We start from the raw sequence: 17,813 nt of genomic DNA, 5'->3' as shown, positions 1-17,813 counted from the left end.
GACGACCGACCGGTCTCTGGCGACATTTCAGCAAACATCACTGGCGTGCTGCGACGCGGCCTCCCGAGGGCGCGCCCACCAGCCGTTCTTCCCGCCTCTGGAAATCCATCCGACGCCCGGTTCCGCCGCTGCGCCTATCCTTCCGGCATGGGTGAATCCGCGGGTCTTCCGGCCAGTCTCGCCGACCGCGAGCGCGCGATGCGCGAGCTGACCCACCACCTGGGCACCGGACGGTTGAGCCTGGCCGAGTTCGACGAACTCAGCGCGGCCGTCGCGGCCGCGACCAGCAAGAGTCAACTGGCCGAACTGTTCGCCGACCTGCCGGGCAGCACACCGCCCCCGGCCGAGGTCACCCCGGTCAACCCGCTGCCGCGCCTGGTGGTGCTGGCCGGGGCGGCCGTGGTCTTCTCGGTGGTGCTCGCGGTGACCACGGGCAACTGGCTGTGGCTGCTGATGATATTGGCCGCGCCAGCGCTTTTCATGCTCACCGCGCGCACCACCTGAGACCGCTCACCACCTCGACTTCGGCCGCACGTAGTTGGCCAGGTCGACAAGGCGGTAACGGTGCAGCCGGTGCGGGGCGATCCGGGCCAGCGCCCGGAGGCTCGACTCGAGCCCGCGTTGCAGCCCCAGCGGGGTGAACGGGAAACCGAGCAGGGTGGCCTCCGCAGTGGCGGCCTGACCGCCCGCGCGCACCCACTCCAGCGCCGCGCCCACCACGATCACCTGCAGCTGCAGCGCCCGCGGTTCGTCCGGCGCGGCGTCCAGCCGCGCGGCCGCCTCCAGCAGGTCGGCCTCGGTGGTCTCCGGGATCGGTTGCGAGACCAGCAGCAGACACCCGGTCATGCGCGCCACGTTCTGATACCGCGACGCCTCCGGCACCTGATCGAGCACCTCGACGGCTTCCAGCAGGCCGCCGTCGGCGGCGAGCCTGCGGGCCAGGCCGAACGCCGCGCTCACCACGCCGTGATTGGTCCGCCAGACCGTGCGGTAGTACTCCTCGGCGAGCCGATGCCAGTGGTCGCCCGCGGCATCCCCGAGATGCTGGAGGGTGAGCTCGGCGGTGGCCGCCAGCGCCAGCGCGGGGGCGATCTCACCGGGCAGCATGCCGTGCACCAGGTCGAAGTACTCGTAGGCGCGCTCGTACTGCCCGTCCAGCAAGGCGGCGACGGCCGAGTACCACTCGATGCGCCAGTCCGTGCCGTAGTCCGGCCGCAGATCGGCGAGCCGGTCGCAGGCGGGCACCACCTCGCCCAGGTCCAGGTGCGCGCGCACCGCGGTGAGCGTGCCCTCCAATTCGAACGTCTCCGGCTCCGGGATGGTCCCGGAGACGATCCGGTCGGCGGTGCGGCGCAACGCGTCCAGGGCGTGCCTCGGATCGCCGTGCAGCAGTGTGGACAGCAGATCGGCGCTGGGATCCTCGCTGTCGATCAGCGGCACCGGCAGGGCGGCGACGACGCTCGGCGCGTCCAGCGCGGGCAGGCGATGCCGCCCGTCGGTCATGCCGTCGGTCTGGCCGATCAACGTCTCGATCCCGAAATCGCCGCGCATCGCGCCGAATTCCAGCGACGCCTGCGGATGTTCCTTCCCGGTGTCGTAGGCCAGCACCATCCGCAGCACGCCGGCGAGCTGGCCGTACATCGCGTAGGCGGTCGGGAAGCGGCGCCGCGGATCCGGATCGGTCGCCCGGCACAGCAGCCTGCGCAACGCCGGATATTCCCGCAGCAGCGGCTGATCGTCCGGCGAAGGGACGCCGGGCAGTTGGTGTCCGTCGGCGTTCTTGGGCATGTCCAGCACCAGCGCGGCCAGCGTCCGCCCCACGGTGTAGATGTCCGAGGCGACCGTCGGGCCGGTCTCGGTGATCTCGGGCGCCTGATAGCCCGGGGTGCCGTAGATGCTGCCGTAGGACTCCATCGCGGCCACCGCGCCGAGGTCGATCAGCTTGACCTCGTCCTCGCTGACCATGATGTTGTCGGGCTTGAGATCGTTGTAGGCCAGGCCGAACGAGTGCAGATAGTCCAGCGCGGGCAGGATCTCCATCATGAATGCGATCGCCTCGGACGCCGGAATACGTTCCGGCGCACGCAGATCCAGCATTTTCTTCAGCGAGCGTCCGCCGACGTACTCCATGACGATGTAGCCGTCGGCCACGTCGCGCCCGGAACGGTGCTTGACGAAGTTGTGGATCTTGACGATGCCGGGATAGGCCACCTCGGAAAGGAATTGGCGTTCGGCGAGGGCCACCACGTGCGCCTCGAAGTCGAGCGGGTTCTGCAACCCCTTCAACACCACCCAGCGGTCGCTCACATTGCGATCGATCGCAAGGTAGATCCATCCGAGCCCGCCGTGGGCCAGGCAGCCCTGCACTTCGTACTGGTCGGCGACCATCTCCCCCGGCTGGAGCAGGGGCCGGAAGTTGAACGGCGAAGCGCATCTTCCGCATTCGCCTTCTACGGCGCCGGGCCGCGCTTCGGTGGTGCGGCCGACCGGCTGCTGGCATTTCCAGCAAAACCGTTTGTGCTCGGGCACTTCCGGGTTCTGCATCACCGCGGTGCGCGGGTCGAGGGGGCTCACCTTGGGCATGGACACCAGGCCGCCGCCCAGTCTGCGCCCGCTCGGCCGCGAGCGCGCGCTGCGCCCGGAACCGGGGTCGGACTCGAGTGCGCCGAGCAACAACTCGGCGGTCCCGATGGTGTGCTCGTCGCCGTCCCGGTCGGCCGGTTCGACGGCGCTCGGAACCGAGTCGACTGCCACGGCACGTGGTTTCTCGACATACCGTGGAGTCGACCACGGATTGGGTGGTAGCGGAGGCACTTCGGTCTTGAGCAGGTGCCGAGTTGCCCAGGGGTGAGCAGTTCGCCGGGGCACGTCGGTACCGCGCATGCGCCGATTCGCCCAAGGGTGCGCAAGTGGACGGTCGGATGCGCTGGGGTGCTCCGGCATACGAACCTCTCAGACCCGCCGTGTGATCGCGGTTTCATTCTGGTCCGTCGCCTGTCGATGCGCGCTGGTTTTGTTCCCGACATTGGGAATAGATCCGCCCCGGACGAACGGCCCGGGGCGGATACTGCCTTACTCTTCGTCGGGCTTGTCGAGGATCACCACCGGATCGCCCGATTCGCGGCGCGGGCGCTCGGCCAGGACCGGGAACTGACCGGTGATGCCCTGGCGGATCTCCGCGATCTGCAGCACCCGCTTTCGGGCGAGGAACCAGCCGCCCACCAGCGCGGGGGCCATGATGACGACCATCGCGATCACCGCACCGCGCTGCACGTGGTCGTCGCTGAAGGCCATCAGCCCGACCACGACGGCGAGGAACACCAGCGTCGCGAAGCTCGTGTACGGCGCGCCGATCAGCCGGAACGACGGACGCTGCGCGCGGCCGGTGCGCGACCAGCGCCACAGCTGCAGCTGGCAGACCACGATGGCGGTCCACGCGAAGATGGTGCCCAGCGCCGACATGTTCAGCACGATCTCGAAGGCCTGATCCGGCACCACCGCGTTCAGGCCGACGCCGATGAGCGCGACCGCGCCGGTGGCGAGGATGCCGACGTAGGGCACGCCGCCACTGGACATCCGCGCCGCGATGGTGGGCGCGCTGCCGTTCATCGACATCGAGCGCAGGATGCGGCCGGTCGAGTAGAGACCGGCGTTCAGGCTGGAGAACGCCGCGGTCAGCACGACCAGGTTCATCACGGAGCCCGCACCCTCCACGCCGAGCCGCGAGAAGAAGGTGACGAAGGGGCTCTCGCCGTTCTTGAACGCGGTGTAGGGCAGCAGCAACGCGAGCAGGACCAGCGAACCCACGTAGAACAGCGCGATCCGGGCGATCACCGAATTGATCGCGCGCGGCATGATCTTCTCCGGGTTCTCCGCCTCACCGGCCGCGGTGCCGACCAGTTCCACTGCGGCGTAGGCGAATACGACACCGGTGGTGACCAGGACCAGCGGGAGGATCCCGGTCGGGAACAGCCCGCCGTGGTCGGCGATCACGCTCGGACCGGTGGTCTGGCCGTCGATCTTGAAGCGACCCGCGAGGAACACCGTGCCGACGATCAGGAAGGTCACCAGCGCGACCACCTTGATCAGCGCGGCCCAGAACTCGAGCTCGCCGAACCACTTCACCGAGACCAGGTTGATGCTGACCACGATCGCGAGTGAGACCAGGGCGATCGTCCACTGCGGTATCGCCTCGAACGCTCCCCAGTAATGGACATACGTCGCGATGGCGGTGATGTCTACGATCCCGGTCATGCACCAGTGGAAGAAGTACATCCACCCGACCGCGAACGCCAGCTTCTCGCCGTAGAACTCGCGGGCGTAGGAGACGAACGATCCCGAGGAGGGGCGATGCAGCACCAGCTCACCGAGCGCCCGCAGGATGAAGAACACGAACACGCCGCAGATGGCGTACACGATGAACAGGCCGGGGCCCGCGCTGGCCAGCCGGCCACCCGCGCCGAGGAACAGGCCGGTGCCGATCGCCCCACCGATCGCGATCATCTGCAGCTGACGCGGGCGCAGCGACTTGTGATAGCCCGAGTCCTCGTCTTCGAGCGCGGCAGCCTGCGCGGGCGCATCCGCGGGTGGTCGAACTGTGGTCATGGCGGTGGCCTTTCACGTGACGGCGATCATAACTTCGCTCAATGTACCGTTATGTAGCGGCACGTTCAATAGCGAGTCGCGACTTGTAACACGCTGGACATCAAAGTCTTTGAAAAAAGGGCGTCCGATCAGCGACGATCGCCGCGACATTCGTTGATCGTGCCACCGCGTATCGGTACGCTAGATGAGACAAATCGGATGAGGGAGCGCAGATGGCCTGGTTCGAGCGGGAATTCATCGCGGTCCCCGAGGACCGCAAGAACCAATTGGTCTACAAGTGGCCGGACGTCAACATCCGCCGGTACAGCCGCGCGATGGTCAACGCCGACCAGATCGCCCTCTTCCTGAAGTCCGGGCGTGTGGTGGGCGCGATGGGCCCGGGACGCCACCGCATCGACGCCGACGAGCTACCGGTGCTCGGCGCGCTCGTCGACACCCTCACCGGCGGCAACTACTACCGCGCCGAACTGTATTTCGTCTCCACGCGCGAGTTTCCGGGGATTCGCTTCGGCGGCCGACTGGACGACATCCTCGACCCGGTCAGCGAGCAGGTGGTGACGCTGCGCGTCTTCGGCGAATTCGCCGTGAGCGTCCGCGATCCGGCCGAACTGCTCACCGCGCTCGCGGGCACGGCCGATCTCACCGACCAGGAACGGGTGCAGAACTGGTGCGCCGACCTGCTGCTCAAATCCATGAAGATGGCGGTGACCCGGGGGGTCGCAGGCGGCGACTGGCCGGTGCTGGGCCTCTCGGCACAGCTGCAACCCATCGAGCAGGCCGTGTTGCGCCAGACCAACACCGCGCTCTACGAATACGGGCTGCGCATCCCGCGGATGGGTAACTTCGACATCAGCCTCGCGCCGGAGGACGCCGACCGGCTGAAGCGGCTGGCCAAAGACGTCAAGTACATCAACCTCACCGGCGATTTCCAGCGCTATGCCGCGGGCGAGCTCGCACTCGGCGCGAGCCAAGGCTTCGCGCGCGGGCACCACCACGGCGTCGAAGGCGGATTCCTCGGCGCGGCGCTGAGTTTGAACGCGATCGGCCATCACGTCGGCAGCCCCTCCCCCGCGCCGCAATTGCCCGCCGCCGCGCCCGAGACGGCCCAGACGTCGTGCGCCGCTTGCCAGTCCGCGAATCCCGCGGGCGCGAAGTTCTGCATGAACTGCGGGGCGCGTCTCGCCCCGCAACCGCGGCACTGCCCGAACTGCGGTTCGGAAGCGACGCCCGGCGCCAAGTTCTGCGGCAACTGCGGAACGCCGATGCCCGGAGGCTGACGCCGAGCGCCTGCCTCCGGGCATCGGGTGGAAGATCAGCCCGCGACCGTCGGTGCGACGGTCGACTCACCGCCGCTGACCATGCCGCGCACCTGCCGCGCTGCCACCGAGAGCGCCGCGAGATCGTGCGTCTCGGACGCGAAGATCTGCGCCAGCGCCGCGCCGGCACGGGCCAGCCGGGACCGGTTGGTCGATTCCCAGTACGCGATCTTCTCCGCGGTGCTGTCCTGCGGTTCGGTCGCGGTCAGTACGTCGCGGGTCAGCGACCGCAGCGAATCGTAGAGATCCTCGCGGACCGCCAGCCGGGCCAGCGCCCGCCAGCGCCCGCCGCGCTCCAGCTCGCCCACCGCGGTCACCAGCCGTTCGATCTGGAAGTGCTCGTTGAGCGCGTAGTACAGCGCCGCGACCTCGGCGGGATCGCGATCGGCGATGTCGGACAGGTCGATCACGTCCAGGAGCGGGAAGCGGTGGATCAAGCCGAACGCTTCCTCGGCGAGTTCCCGCGGCGCGCCGCGGGTGATCGACCGCCGCGAACGCTCGGCGAGGTCGTCGCTGAGGTAGCCGGTCAGCCACCCGGGGACCTGGCCGGAGAGGGCGCGCACGCCGTCGCGGTACCTGGCGATGTCCGCGCCGATCGCGATCGGCTGCGGCCGGTTGGACAGCAGCCAGCGCGCGGCCCGATCCAGCGTGCGCTTGGTCTCCAGCTCCAGCTCGTTGCGCGCCGCCGTGGACATCGGCGTCTGCCTGATCCGCTCCCACAGCGCGTGCAGATCGAAGATCTCCACCGCCGCCTTGTACGCGCGCACCGCGTCGTCGGTGGTCGCCCCGGCCTCTTCCGCGAGCCGGAAGGCGTAGGTGATGCCGCCGTAGTCCACCATCTCGTTGATCACGACGGTGGCCACGATCTCGCGCCGCAGCGGGTGCCTGCCGATCGCCGTGGCGAACCGCTCCCGCAGCGGCGCGGGGAAGTAGGCGGGCAGCACCGACGCGAACGCCGCGCTGTCAAGCAGATCGCCGGCCAGCAGGTCGGCCTTGAGCGAGAGTTTGACGTGCGCCATCAGATTCGCCAGCTCGGGCGAGCTGAGCCCGAACCCCTCGGCGGCGCGGCGAGCCAGTTCCGCCTCGGTCGGCAGTGCCTCGAGTTCGCGGTCCAGACCGCGGCGCTGCTCCAGGTCGTTGATCAGCCTGCCGTGCACCCCGGACATGCCCGCCGCGTCGGCCCGCGACATCCCGAGCCGGAAGTTCTGCGAGATGTTGTCGCGCAGCACGAGTTCGGAGACCTCGTCGGTCATCGAGGCCAGCAACGGGTTGCGCTCGTCGACGGCGAGTTCACCGCTGGAGACCACGGCGTCGAGCAGGATCTTGATATTGACCTCGTGGTCGGAGCAGTCCACGCCCGCCGAGTTGTCCAGCGCGTCGGTGTTCATCCGTCCGCCGTTGCGCGAGAACTCGATCCGGCCCAGCGCCGTCGCGCCCAGGTTGCCGCCCTCGCCGATCACTTTGACCCGGAGCTGGTCGGCATTCACCCGGACCGCGTCGTTGGACTTGTCGCCCACCTCGGCGTTGGTCTCGGTGCTCGCCTTGATGTAGGTGCCGATACCGCCGTTCCACAACAGATCCACCGGAGCCAGGAGAATGGCTTTGATCATCTCCGGCGGCGACAGGGTGGTGACGCTCGCGGGCAGGTCGAGCGCCGCGCGCACCTCGGGCGTCACCGGGATCGCCTTGGCTGAGCGATCGTAGACGCCGCCGCCGGGGCTGATCAGCGACGTGTCGTAGTCCGCCCACGACGACCTCGGCAACGCGAACATCCGCTTCCGCTCCTGATAGGAACGCGCGGCGTCGGGAATCGGGTCGAGGAAGATGTGGCGGTGGTCGAAAGCGGCCACCAGACGAATGTGCTCGGACAACAACATGCCGTTGCCGAACACGTCACCACTCATGTCGCCGACACCGACCACCGTGAAGTCCTGGGTCTGGGTATCGATCTCCATCTCACGGAAGTGCCGCTTGACACTCTCCCACGCACCCTTGGCCGTGATGCCCATCGCCTTGTGGTCATAACCCGCCGAACCACCCGAAGCGAACGCGTCACCCAACCAGAAACCGTAACTCTGCGCCACATCGTTGGCGATATCGGAGAACGTCGCGGTGCCCTTGTCGGCAGCCACCACGAGATAGGTGTCGTCACCGTCCCGACGCACCACCTGCGCGGGCGGAAGCACTTCGCCGGTCGCGCGATCGACGTTGTCGGTGATGTCCAGCAGGCCGGAGATGAACGTGCGATAGCAGGCGACGCCTTCCGCGCCGAAGGCCTGCCGGTCGGCCGCCGGATCGCCGGTGGCCGCCGGTGGCTGCTTGACCACGAAACCGCCCTTGGCGCCGACCGGCACGATCACCGCGTTCTTCACCGCTTGCGCTTTGACCAGACCGAGAATCTCGGTGCGGAAGTCCTCCAACCGGTCCGACCACCGCAGACCGCCACGCGCGACCGAACCGAAGCGCAGGTGCACGCCTTCCACCCGCGGCGAGTACACGAAGATCTCGAACTGCGGCTTCGGCTTGGGCAGTTCGGCGATCGCGTGCGGATTGAGCTTGAGCGACAGGTAATCCAGCGCGGCTCCGGCCGCGTCGCGCCGGTAGTAGTTGGTGCGCAGGGTCGCCTCGATCAGACCGAACAGCGCGCGCAGGATGCGGTCGGTGTCCAGGCTGACCACCGCGTCGATCTCGGCCTGCACCCGCTCGGCGATCTCCGCGGCCCGGCCCGCGGCCTCCGCCTCGACGCCGTCCGGGTCGAAGTACGCCGCGAACAACTCGATGCACGACCGCGCCGTCGCCGGATGGGTGAGCAGCACGCGGGTGATGTTGCCGAAGGTGTAGGCGAATCCGGCTTGCTGCAAGTACTTCGCGTAGGCCCGCAGCAGGGCGACCTCACGCCAGTGCAGGCCGGCGCGCAGGACCAGTTCGTTGAGGCCGTCGACTTCGGCGCGGCCGAACCACATCGCGGTCACGGCATCCGGGAAACGCCGTCGCACACTGGTTTCCGGCAGCGACGCGGCCTCGACGGAGTGCGCCAGCTGCGCGAGCGGCTCGACGGCGAGCGCTTCCCGCAACGGCGCCGCGGTCACCCGCAGCCCGAAGTCGTAGATCCAGCGGTCCGGCCGGTCCGCCAGCACGACACGGTAGGGCCGCTCGTCGACCACCTCCACACCGAGGCTGTGCAGCACCGGCAGCACGCGGCTCAACGAGATGCCCTCGCCCGCGACGTAGAGCGTGAAACGCCATTCCGGTGCGGCGGAGTCGCCCTGGCGGTAGAGATCGGTGTCGATCTCCCCATCGGACAGCCGCTCGAGGCGGCGCAGATCGGTGAGCGCGTGCGCGGGCTCGTGCTCCTGCTGGTAGCCGGTGGGGAAGGCCGCCGCGTAGTCGGTGGCCAGCGCCTGCGGTACGTCGGACGCGCCCGCGGCCTCGGCGACCAGCCGGTCGCCCCAGGTCCACGTCGTCGCCAGCAGCAGCTCCTGGATCCGCTCGCGATTCTCCTCGGAGATGTCGGCGGCGTCGGCGCCCGGCTTGCGGTGCACCGTGAAGTAGACGACGGCCAGCTCCGATTCGGTGGCCCGCGCCGAGTACGCGATCTGTTCGGCGTCGAACTGCTCGCGCAGGATCTCGCCCATGCGCACGCGGACCTCGGTGGAGTAGCGGTCGCGCGGCATGTAGACCAGGCAGTAGATGGTGTCGCTGCGCGAATCGCGCCGGATGAACAGCCGCACCTGCCGCCGCAGACCCAGATTCATGACCGCGGAGACGGTTTCGAACAGCCTGCGCGCGTCGGTGGAGAACAGCTCGACCCGCGGGAACGACTGCATCATCTCCAGCATGGCCTGCCCGGAGAACGAGTCCAGGCCGAAGCCCGCCCATTCGATGACCTGCAGCACGCGCCGGGAGATGACGGGGATGTCGAGAATGTTCTCGTGCAGGCCCGCGACGGTGAAGGTGCCGACGAAGACGTGTTCGCCCTTGACCATCTTCACGGTATCGCCCCAGGCCGCACGGCCGCTCGGGTCGCTCGCGCCGTAATCGGCCACGCTGATGAAGTACAGATCGCGGGAGCCAGGCAGCAGCGAGTCCACGGAGCCGTTGGCCATCCGCAGCACGGTGCGCTTCGCGCCGACCACGGGCACGCTGATGTCCGCGGTGGCGCCGTTGCCGAGGATGCCGAGCCCGGTGCCGGGCAGCTGCCACGGCTCGAAGGGGGCGTCGGCGCTCGGCGCGGAGCGGCGGAAGTGGTAGTAGCCGTAGCCGAGCGGGGTGAAGTGCCCGTCCGACAGCCAACGCAGCAGACCGGCGGTCTGCGGGATCTCCGCGTCGCCCGCCCATTGCGCCGCCTGATCGAGCTGGTCGGCAACGGTATTGAGCACTTCGACCATGGTCGGCGTGTCGTCGGCCACGCGGCGCAGGTCGGCCAGCAGCGGCGGCAGGGCCTGTTCGATCCGGTCGACCAGTTCGTCGGACAGACCCGCGCCCAGCTGCACGTGGATCCACGACTCGCGCAACGCCCGACCGTCGGTCTCCGCCGCCGGTTCGGCCACACCGTCGCGGGGTGCGATGGACAGCGCCCGGCCGTCGGCGTCGCGCGACACGTCGAACACCGGATGCACGACCTCGGTGACCGTGGCGCCCAGGCGGCGCAGCGCGGCGGTCACCGAGTCGACCAGCAACGGCATGTCGTCGTTGACGATCTGGATCGCGGCGCCGACCCCGGCGCTGTCGTCCGGCCGGTAGACGTGGGTGGTCGCCGAACCGGGCGCGCGCGTGGCCGCCAGTTCCAGATGCTGACGGAAGATCCGCTCGGCCCGATCCGTGATCGCCGACGTCGAGGACCCCGGCTGGATCCACCGGAAGTACGCCGCTTCCAGATCGGTCGGATCATCGCGGAACCGCTTCGATGAAATCGTCTGCTGGGTGGTTGCCACCATCGATCCGTTGCCTTCCCGAGAACTGCGCTCGTACGTGTTTCGTACTTCACATAACGTACCGCTGGATAACGGCACAATCAACAGTGTAACAATAATTTTCTGTCGCGGACATGGGTTGCGGCGTCCGGGATCAGGTATTTCCGGGCCCCGCCGGAAGTGGGCGCTGCTACGTCAGCGGACCAGTCCCGCACGCGACAGGAAGGTCTGCGCGCCCGTTCGACCGGCGAAGTTGCTCGTCTCCAACCGCAGACCGGTCCGGGTGTCCGCGTACCAGACGGTTGCCGAGGGGCCGATCGCCGCGTAGACAGGACCGTCGACGAGGGCCGTACCACCCGCGCCGCGCCATCGAGAGATGCTGTCGGCCAGGCGATCCTGCGGTAGCAGTTCGGCGTAGAAGGTCATGTCCCGGCCGCCCGCGATATTGCCGAACAGCATCGGGTCGGAGGCGGCGATGACGCACTTCTCCCGCTGCCCGCCGGAATCCAATGGTTGACAGCTAGCGGCCGTGCGGAGGAGATCCGGGATGGCCCGGACCGGCGCGCTCCCCTGCGCGATCGACGGCAGGGACGGCGAACAGGACCATAGACCCCAGACGACGGCCACGACCATCAGCAGCGCGAGCACCCCCACCGCTTGCCACTGCCAGCGCGGATATGCTTTGTCCACAAACCTTTTCGCTTCACCGCCGACCTTCTCGGCGACTTCGGCGACCTGACCGGGCAGGTGCTCCGCGACGGACTTCACCGTGTCCACGGCCGAGCGCAGCGGCGCTCCGCAATGGGTGCAGCGGGCATCGGCGCCGGTGTTGCGGTGGCCGCAGTACTGGCAGACGAGTTCGGGCAGTGTGGACACCTCAGTGCCCCGTGATGACGATGGAGGAGATCGCGGTGGTGTTGATCGACGAATCGCCCTTGGACTCGAGCACGGTCAACACGATCTTCGAGGCGCTCACCGCGGGCGCCAGCTTGGTCACAACCAAGGTCCGCTGGTCGAGCGTCGGCTGCGTGTAGACGGTCTTGGTGCCGTCGTCGAACATGTATGAAACCCGGCTGACGGTGCGGTATTTCGCCCATTGATCGGTGCCGTCCGCGCTGATGTGGTCCCAGCCGGGCACGATCCCGATCGAATCGATCTGGTAGGTCTTGCCCAGATCGATGGTGATGACCTGACCGTCGACCTTGTAGGCCCGCACGCACGACCACGCCTTGCCTGCCTGCCCACCGAACGCGTCCATGCCGGGGGTACTGCCGGGCGGGCACTTCGACTCCGCGGACTTCGGCTGAATGATCGAGCTCGACGGCGGAGCGGGCGAGGTCGAAGGCGCGGCGGAGGTCGGCGGCGGCGTGACCACCAGAACCTGGTCCTGCGCTGTGTTCTTCGCACCACCGCCGGTGGTGATCAACAGCAGCAACAGCAGCACGGCGATCACCGCGGCCACGATCAACGCGACTTTGGGTTTGCGCAACTGGACGAGCGCGTCCTTGGCGACCTGCTGCGCGGGGGCGAGCCGGTTGGCCGAGGCCGTGGACGGACGTTCCGGCTCCGGCTCCGCCTCAGCCTGCGCAGTGGATCGCGCGGCGACCGAGGAGAAGTCGTTCCCGAACTCCATAGCCGGAGTGGAATCCTGCGCCTGCCCGTTCAGCAGCGCGAGAATCCGCTCACTGGCCTTGGGGCCGTCACCGGTGCGGCGCCGCGGCGCGACGTCCATCGGCTGCGAGTCGAGATCGGGCAACCCGAGCGACTGGACGCTGATAGCCGCGCTGTCACCCGGCTCGGCGCTGCCGCCGAAATCCGCGCCGACCGTGGACGACGTCGTGGAGGGCCCGAACGAAGGATCAGCGAGCAGTGCGTCGAGGACCGCACCTCGATGACGGAGAAACACATCTCCCGGGTCCTCGGCGGGCATGTCCGGATCGTATCCGGCCCGCGGCGCTCGCCGAGGCGGCCGCTATTCCCGCTGGAGAGAACAGCCGACCGGCCGGGTCAGCGCTTCTTCTCCTCGGTCACGAAGTACTCCGGCGGCACGTCGAAGACGCGAGCCAGCGCGATCACCAAGTCCAGGCGCGGGATCGCGTCACCGTGGATCAGCCGGTACAGGCCGGACTGCGACACCGGCACGTCCGGGTAGGCCAGTTCCAGGTGCTGCGCCAGTGAGTAGAGCGTCAGCGACCGCGTCGATCCGTCCTCGGTGGAGACGACGGATTCCGCGATCAGCTCCGACAATCGGCTGGAGAAGATCGCCGCGGCGGCCTGTCTCGGGGTCAGCGCGTCCCCGGCGTCCTGATGAGGGAGTTCGCCGCCATCGGAATGGGTGTCCGCTACCACGGTGATAGACATTAACCGACCGCTCCCATCAGCTCACGCGACGGCCACCGGGTTGCGGAGGTGCAACCACGGGTCCGGATGCCCCCGCGGGATGCGCGGGCGGGCCGTCGACAGTATCGAAATATCGTGTTTCGCCTCTCGGCTCGATCAGGTCGACCCGCACCGTGCGCATCGGGATGCTCACGTCCACCGCGGTCGCGCTGACCTGGTTGATCGCGAGATCGACAGCGCGCCTGCGCGGACCGCCGGGCTCGCTGATGGTGACCGTCGTGTGCGCGTTGGACGCACGCGGCGGCAGATGGTCGAAGACCGCGATGGTGGCCGGCGTCTCCGCTTCCCCGTTTGCTGCGCCGTGCCCGTCGCCCGGGTCGGCCAAGCGCATCGAGCGCGGGTCGCCGACCGCGGTAACCAGTTGACGCCAGCTGTCCGGCCGCGCCGAATGGATCTCCACGTCCGCGCCGACCACCATCGCCCGCAGGACGATCTGCTGGGCGACGGGCAGCTTGGCATGGACGTCGATGGTGCGTCTGCGCGGGTTGAACCGGGCCGGGTCGAACAGCGGCAACGCCAGGGTGTGACGTGGCTGGCCGCTGATCGCACCGAGGATCTGACCGTTCGGGCCGATCGCGATGGCCAGTTCGGCGGCGAGGTCCTCCGGCGCGATGTCGGCGCCGGACTCGAAACCGCGCAGGGCTCGGATCGAGTCGCCGGTTGGCAACGATGCCAGCAAGGCCGTGGACTGGTCGCCACCCAGTAGTCGCAGGTAGTCCGGCAGTTCGGTGGTGACAGCCGGACCGATGAACCGGACCAGCGCGCGTGGCCCCTCGGTGTCGGAGGTCAGGCTCACCACCAGTGTGGTGCGGCCGCGGTTCCAGGTCCAGCAGTCGTCCAGACCCACCCCGCCCAGCCGGGACCAGTCGATCAGGAAGCTGGTCACACACCGGCCCGGCAACGACGTCTGTAGATTGCTCCAGGTTTCCTGGAGGTCGGAGAGTTCGATTCCCGCGTGCAGCAGGCGCGTCGCGTCCCGCAGGGCGGCGGCCGGCAGCGCGTGCGCTGCGATACCCCGCTCGCGCAGGCGGCCCGCGATCCGATGCGTGGCGCTGGCCAGCGCTTGCGGGGCGACCACCGCGCACGGCCCGCGCTTGCTCAGCGCCGCCAGATTGCGTTCCTGATCGAGCCGGACCACCAACCAGGTCAGCCGGTCTCCCACCACGGGGTGCGAGCCGATCAGCTGGTCGTAGAGCATGCTGTAGCTACCGCTGGAGCGGACCCGCTGACCGGTCGTGACGATGTCGATGTCGACCGCGATGCCGAAGTGGTCCAGCATCGGAAGCAGCAGGTCGACCGGGATCGTGTCCTCGGTATAGAGGGTTCGCTCGGCGATGACGGTGGGCAGATCCAGGTTCGGCGCGAGCTGGATCATCGCGATCAGCGTGTCACCCGCCTCGTTGACGCCGCACACACCCGCGGCGACCTGCACGTCGCGAATGCGCGCGGTCTGCGTGCGTTCGCGCGCCCGCGCGGTCCGGCCGGTGCGGTAGGCCACCCAGTCCAGCAACCAGCGCATACCGGTCCGTCCGTTCACCCGGACGGTCACCGTCACGACCAGGACGGTGACCACCACCGCGCTCACCCACCACGGCGTCTTGGCCGACAGCCCGACCAGCAGCGGGCTGCCGACGACGACGAAGGCGGCGAACGGACCCCGCTCGACGCCGGCGACCCGTACGCTCGGAAAGCTCACCGGCGCCTCCGCATCGCGGAATTCAAGTGGCTGCCGGCCAGGCCGAGCAGTACGGCGGCGAGGATGACGACGGTCGCGGTGATCGCGGGACGCAGGTCCTTCGCGCGCGGCGGAGGAGGCATCGGCAGTTCCGAGGACTGGAACAGGCCCGCGGGTTGCTGCGGCGGTGTGCGGTAGCTCAGGGCGGCGAGCGGATCGACCATGCCCGCGCCCACCATGTTGTCGATTCCGCGTCCCGGGGCGTGCGCGCTGGCTTGCAGGCGGGAGGCGATCTCGCGTGGGGTCTCATTGGGGAAGCGCGAGCGCAACAGGGCGGCCACACCGCTGACGTAGGCCGCGGCGAACGACGCGCCGCCGACGGGCACGAGCTTGTCCGGTTCGCCGACGCCGTTGATCAGGCCACCGCCGCCGGGGCCGAGCGATTCGATGCCGGTGCCCGGCGCGGCGACCGAAACCCACGGTCCGGTGAGCGAATCCGGCATGGGCGCGCCGGTCGCGGTGGTGAAACCGACCGTGAGCACGTCGGCGCCGAACCATCCTGGTGTGGAGATCGTCTTCACGTCGCGCCAGTTGCGCGCGTCAGCGGGGCGTGTCGGGTCGACGTCCGGGTTCTGCGTGCAACCGGCGCCGCCGCCTGCGTTGCCCGCGCCGGCCACGATGAGCGCGCCGCGCACGTGGACGGCATAGCCGATGGCCGCCGACAGCATGGACTGATCGGGCTGCGCGTCCACCGGCAGACAGATCGGCAGTGACACGGTGATCACACCGGCGCCCTGGTTGGCGGCGCGAGTGATCGCCCGCGCCAGCGTCCGGATCTCGACGGCGGTCCGCTGGCTCGGATCAGAACTCGGGTGTTCGGGACTGAACGCGCCGGAACGGGTGCGGATGGAGATGATCCGCGCGTCCGGCGCCACACCGGAGAATCCGTCCGCGGGATCGGAGGTGGCCCCGATGATTCCGGCGACCAGCGTGCCGTGTGCGTCGCAGTCGGACAGCCCGTCGCCACCCGCGGCGAGATAGTCGCCACCGCCCACCAGGTTGGGCAGGCGCGGGTGCGGCTGCACACCTGTGTCGATGACGGCGACGGTCACGCCTGCGCCCCGGCTGAGCGCCTTGGCGCGGCGCAGATCCAGCGCCAGTTCCGCCGGCGGAGTACGGCTGAGGTCGCTATCGGGCAGCGCGCCCGCGGCCAGGCAGCCCTTCTGCTGCTTCATCGGCTCTTCGGGCCCCGGCGGGTCGTCCGCGGGCGGCGCGCCGACCACGACCTGCGGCGGCTCCAGCGCGACGGCGGGGGCGGCGGTGATCGCCAGCATTACCCCGGCGAGAACCGCGACCGCGGCACTGCCGACCTTCATCAGATCCCTCGCATAGCGGTGTAGACGCCCATGATCCAGAAGGCGAGCACCGGAACCACCAGGATCAGCGCGTACTCCACCAGATCGATGACACGACGGGTGACCGGGGACAGCCGCTTGCCCGGCAGCCGGAGCGCGGCCATACACGCCACGCACGCCGCCAACGCCACCACGAGTCCGACCACGAGACGTGCGACCGGGGTCTCGTAGGCGCCCACCTCGACGAAACCGACACCGCAGACGGTGACCACGGAGCCGGCGATCAGCGCGATCGCCTGGACGCGGTCGGGGTGCCAGCGAGCGCGCATCGCCAGCAGGCCGCCGATCGCGGTGCCCATGACGATCTCGCGGATCCCACCGGGGCTGGCCGCGGCCGAGATCACCGCGGAAGACGCGAGCACCGTGGAGATCGCGGCGATCAGGCCACGCAGGCTGGTCACCGCGAGCCGGGCTCGGCCCTCGATACCGGCCTCCTCGGCAGTGCGCTGCCGCTCGCCGACCGCGGTGTGCTCGTCCCCTTCGCGCACCGTCTCCGCGTCGAAGATGTCGGTCAGTGTCGTCGGGGAGACCTCGTTGCCCGGGTCGGGCAGATCCGGCGGCCGGATGCGCGCGATGACCACGGCCAAGCGTGGCGCCGTGGTCAACAACACGATGCCGACGAACGCCACGCCGCCGGCGACCTGCCCGACGGACAGATCCACGTAGGTCAACGGCAGGGCCGCGATGGTCAGCGCGATGCCGAGCACCGTGACCGCCATCAGGGTCGCGATGCCGATCCTGCTCAACCGCATCATGGTGGCGGCGGCCACCGCGGCGACCACGGCCCCGGCCGCCAGATTGGCCGCGGCGAACGGCCCCGGCTGGTCGTAGGCGGGCGGCACCAGCATCGCCCCTCCGGCGAACAGCAGCGGCGTCGCCGCCAGCGTCAGGCCGAGGGTGATCGTCGCCGCGGCGTTGCGCCTGCGCGACAGCGCGGCGCCCGCCCAGCACAGCCCGCCGAGCAGCAGGGCGGGCAGGCCGCACCACAGGGTCGACCCGGTCATGGTCCACGACCAAGCCAGCATGGCGGCCACCGCGGAGGCCCCGATGCCGAGCACGGCCAGACCGACAATCGCGGCGGTGTTCGCGTCGAATTCGGCGAACTCGCGCTCGTTGATCAGGGCGAGCGCGTCGGTGATGTCCTCGACCACCGGCGTGAACACCTCGGCCGACTCGACGACCGACAGCATCAACACCGTGCCGTCGTCGATGTCGTGGTCGGCAAGGCTGCGCCAGCGTGGAATCGGCGGCTCGCCCGGGCGGGCCAGGCTCCACTGACCTTGCGGCGGCGTGAAATCGACGTTCTCGTCATCGATCGCCGAAGCCAGCACGACCAGCAGGTCGTCGATGAAGGTCTCGATGGTGAACTTGGTCGGCACCACGACGTCGACCTGATACGTGGAGATCATCACGGCGATCCGGGCCCGTGCGACCTCCGCCGACGGCTGCGTCCCGGCAGGCGCGGGCGCGACGGCAGTGCTCATGCCTC

The 17,813-nt window shown here is 69.1% G+C and carries 11 protein-coding genes; 2 read left to right on the top strand and 9 right to left on the bottom strand.

What is annotated here, in order from left to right:
- Positions 1–147: 147 nt before the first annotated feature.
- A complete protein-coding gene (locus AB0L97_RS20745; RefSeq protein ID WP_356966539.1) occupies positions 148–504 on the top strand; it encodes a DUF1707 domain-containing protein in 357 nt (118 codons plus the stop codon).
- A 6-nt stretch (positions 505–510) separates the two neighbouring features.
- Here AB0L97_RS20745 and AB0L97_RS20740 read toward each other — a convergent pair whose 3' ends face one another.
- Complete coding sequence (locus AB0L97_RS20740) at positions 511–2,754, bottom strand: tetratricopeptide repeat protein (protein ID WP_355072215.1); 2,244 nt, start codon at positions 2,752–2,754, stop codon at positions 511–513.
- Between the two features lie 318 nt (positions 2,755–3,072).
- Complete coding sequence (locus tag AB0L97_RS20735) at positions 3,073–4,605, bottom strand: amino acid permease (protein WP_364431886.1); 1,533 nt, start codon at positions 4,603–4,605, stop codon at positions 3,073–3,075.
- A gap of 212 nt (positions 4,606–4,817) precedes the next feature.
- Between AB0L97_RS20735 and AB0L97_RS20730 the strand changes: the two genes are divergently transcribed.
- Positions 4,818–5,882, top strand: a complete 1,065-nt coding sequence (locus AB0L97_RS20730) for an SPFH domain-containing protein (RefSeq protein WP_355072211.1) — start codon at positions 4,818–4,820, stop codon at positions 5,880–5,882.
- A 35-nt stretch (positions 5,883–5,917) separates the two neighbouring features.
- On the opposite strand, the gene AB0L97_RS20725 is transcribed toward AB0L97_RS20730, so the two are convergent.
- The 7 genes from AB0L97_RS20725 to eccD form a co-directional block, all read right to left on the bottom strand.
- Positions 5,918–10,855, bottom strand: a complete 4,938-nt coding sequence (locus AB0L97_RS20725) for an NAD-glutamate dehydrogenase (protein WP_364431882.1) — start codon at positions 10,853–10,855, stop codon at positions 5,918–5,920.
- A gap of 174 nt (positions 10,856–11,029) precedes the next feature.
- Positions 11,030–11,710 (bottom strand): hypothetical protein, encoded by a 681-nt coding sequence (locus AB0L97_RS20720; protein ID WP_364431879.1) that lies wholly within the window; start codon positions 11,708–11,710, stop codon positions 11,030–11,032.
- Between the two features lies 1 nt (position 11,711).
- On the bottom strand, positions 11,712–12,764 hold the full coding sequence (locus AB0L97_RS20715) for a discoidin domain-containing protein (protein ID WP_364431876.1): 1,053 nt from the start codon (positions 12,762–12,764) through the stop codon (positions 11,712–11,714).
- Between the two features lie 77 nt (positions 12,765–12,841).
- Positions 12,842–13,195 (bottom strand): helix-turn-helix transcriptional regulator, encoded by a 354-nt coding sequence (locus AB0L97_RS20710; protein ID WP_039804933.1) that lies wholly within the window; start codon positions 13,193–13,195, stop codon positions 12,842–12,844.
- A gap of 16 nt (positions 13,196–13,211) precedes the next feature.
- Positions 13,212–14,930 carry a type VII secretion protein EccE gene (gene eccE / locus AB0L97_RS20705; RefSeq protein WP_364431872.1) on the bottom strand — a complete coding sequence of 573 codons (1,719 nt, stop codon included), beginning with the start codon at positions 14,928–14,930 and terminating at the stop codon, positions 13,212–13,214.
- Positions 14,927–16,285, bottom strand: coding sequence for a type VII secretion-associated serine protease mycosin (gene mycP, locus AB0L97_RS20700; RefSeq protein ID WP_364431869.1), 1,359 nt, complete (start codon positions 16,283–16,285; stop codon positions 14,927–14,929). Before mycP ends, eccE begins: the two co-directional genes overlap by 4 nt.
- Positions 16,285–17,808 carry a type VII secretion integral membrane protein EccD gene (gene eccD / locus AB0L97_RS20695; protein ID WP_364431866.1) on the bottom strand — a complete coding sequence of 508 codons (1,524 nt, stop codon included), beginning with the start codon at positions 17,806–17,808 and terminating at the stop codon, positions 16,285–16,287. Before eccD ends, mycP begins: the two co-directional genes overlap by 1 nt.
- Positions 17,809–17,813: the final 5 nt, after the last annotated feature.

The organism is Nocardia sp. NPDC051911 (assembly GCF_040681035.1).
Taxonomy (GTDB): domain Bacteria; phylum Actinomycetota; class Actinomycetes; order Mycobacteriales; family Mycobacteriaceae; genus Nocardia; species Nocardia sichangensis.
Note: the sequence above shows the minus strand (reverse complement) of the source record. Positions and strands in the feature narration are given on the sequence as shown.

Coding starts and splice junctions, on each gene's coding strand:
- eccD (WP_364431866.1), bottom strand. CDS start 17,808: ATGAGCACTGCCGTCGCGCCCGCGCCTGCCGGGACGCAGCCGTCGGCG.
- AB0L97_RS20730 (WP_355072211.1), top strand. CDS start 4,818: ATGGCCTGGTTCGAGCGGGAATTCATCGCGGTCCCCGAGGACCGCAAG.
- mycP (WP_364431869.1), bottom strand. CDS start 16,285: ATGAAGGTCGGCAGTGCCGCGGTCGCGGTTCTCGCCGGGGTAATGCTG.
- AB0L97_RS20710 (WP_039804933.1), bottom strand. CDS start 13,195: ATGTCTATCACCGTGGTAGCGGACACCCATTCCGATGGCGGCGAACTC.
- AB0L97_RS20745 (WP_356966539.1), top strand. CDS start 148: ATGGGTGAATCCGCGGGTCTTCCGGCCAGTCTCGCCGACCGCGAGCGC.
- AB0L97_RS20735 (WP_364431886.1), bottom strand. CDS start 4,605: ATGACCACAGTTCGACCACCCGCGGATGCGCCCGCGCAGGCTGCCGCG.
- AB0L97_RS20715 (WP_364431876.1), bottom strand. CDS start 12,764: ATGCCCGCCGAGGACCCGGGAGATGTGTTTCTCCGTCATCGAGGTGCG.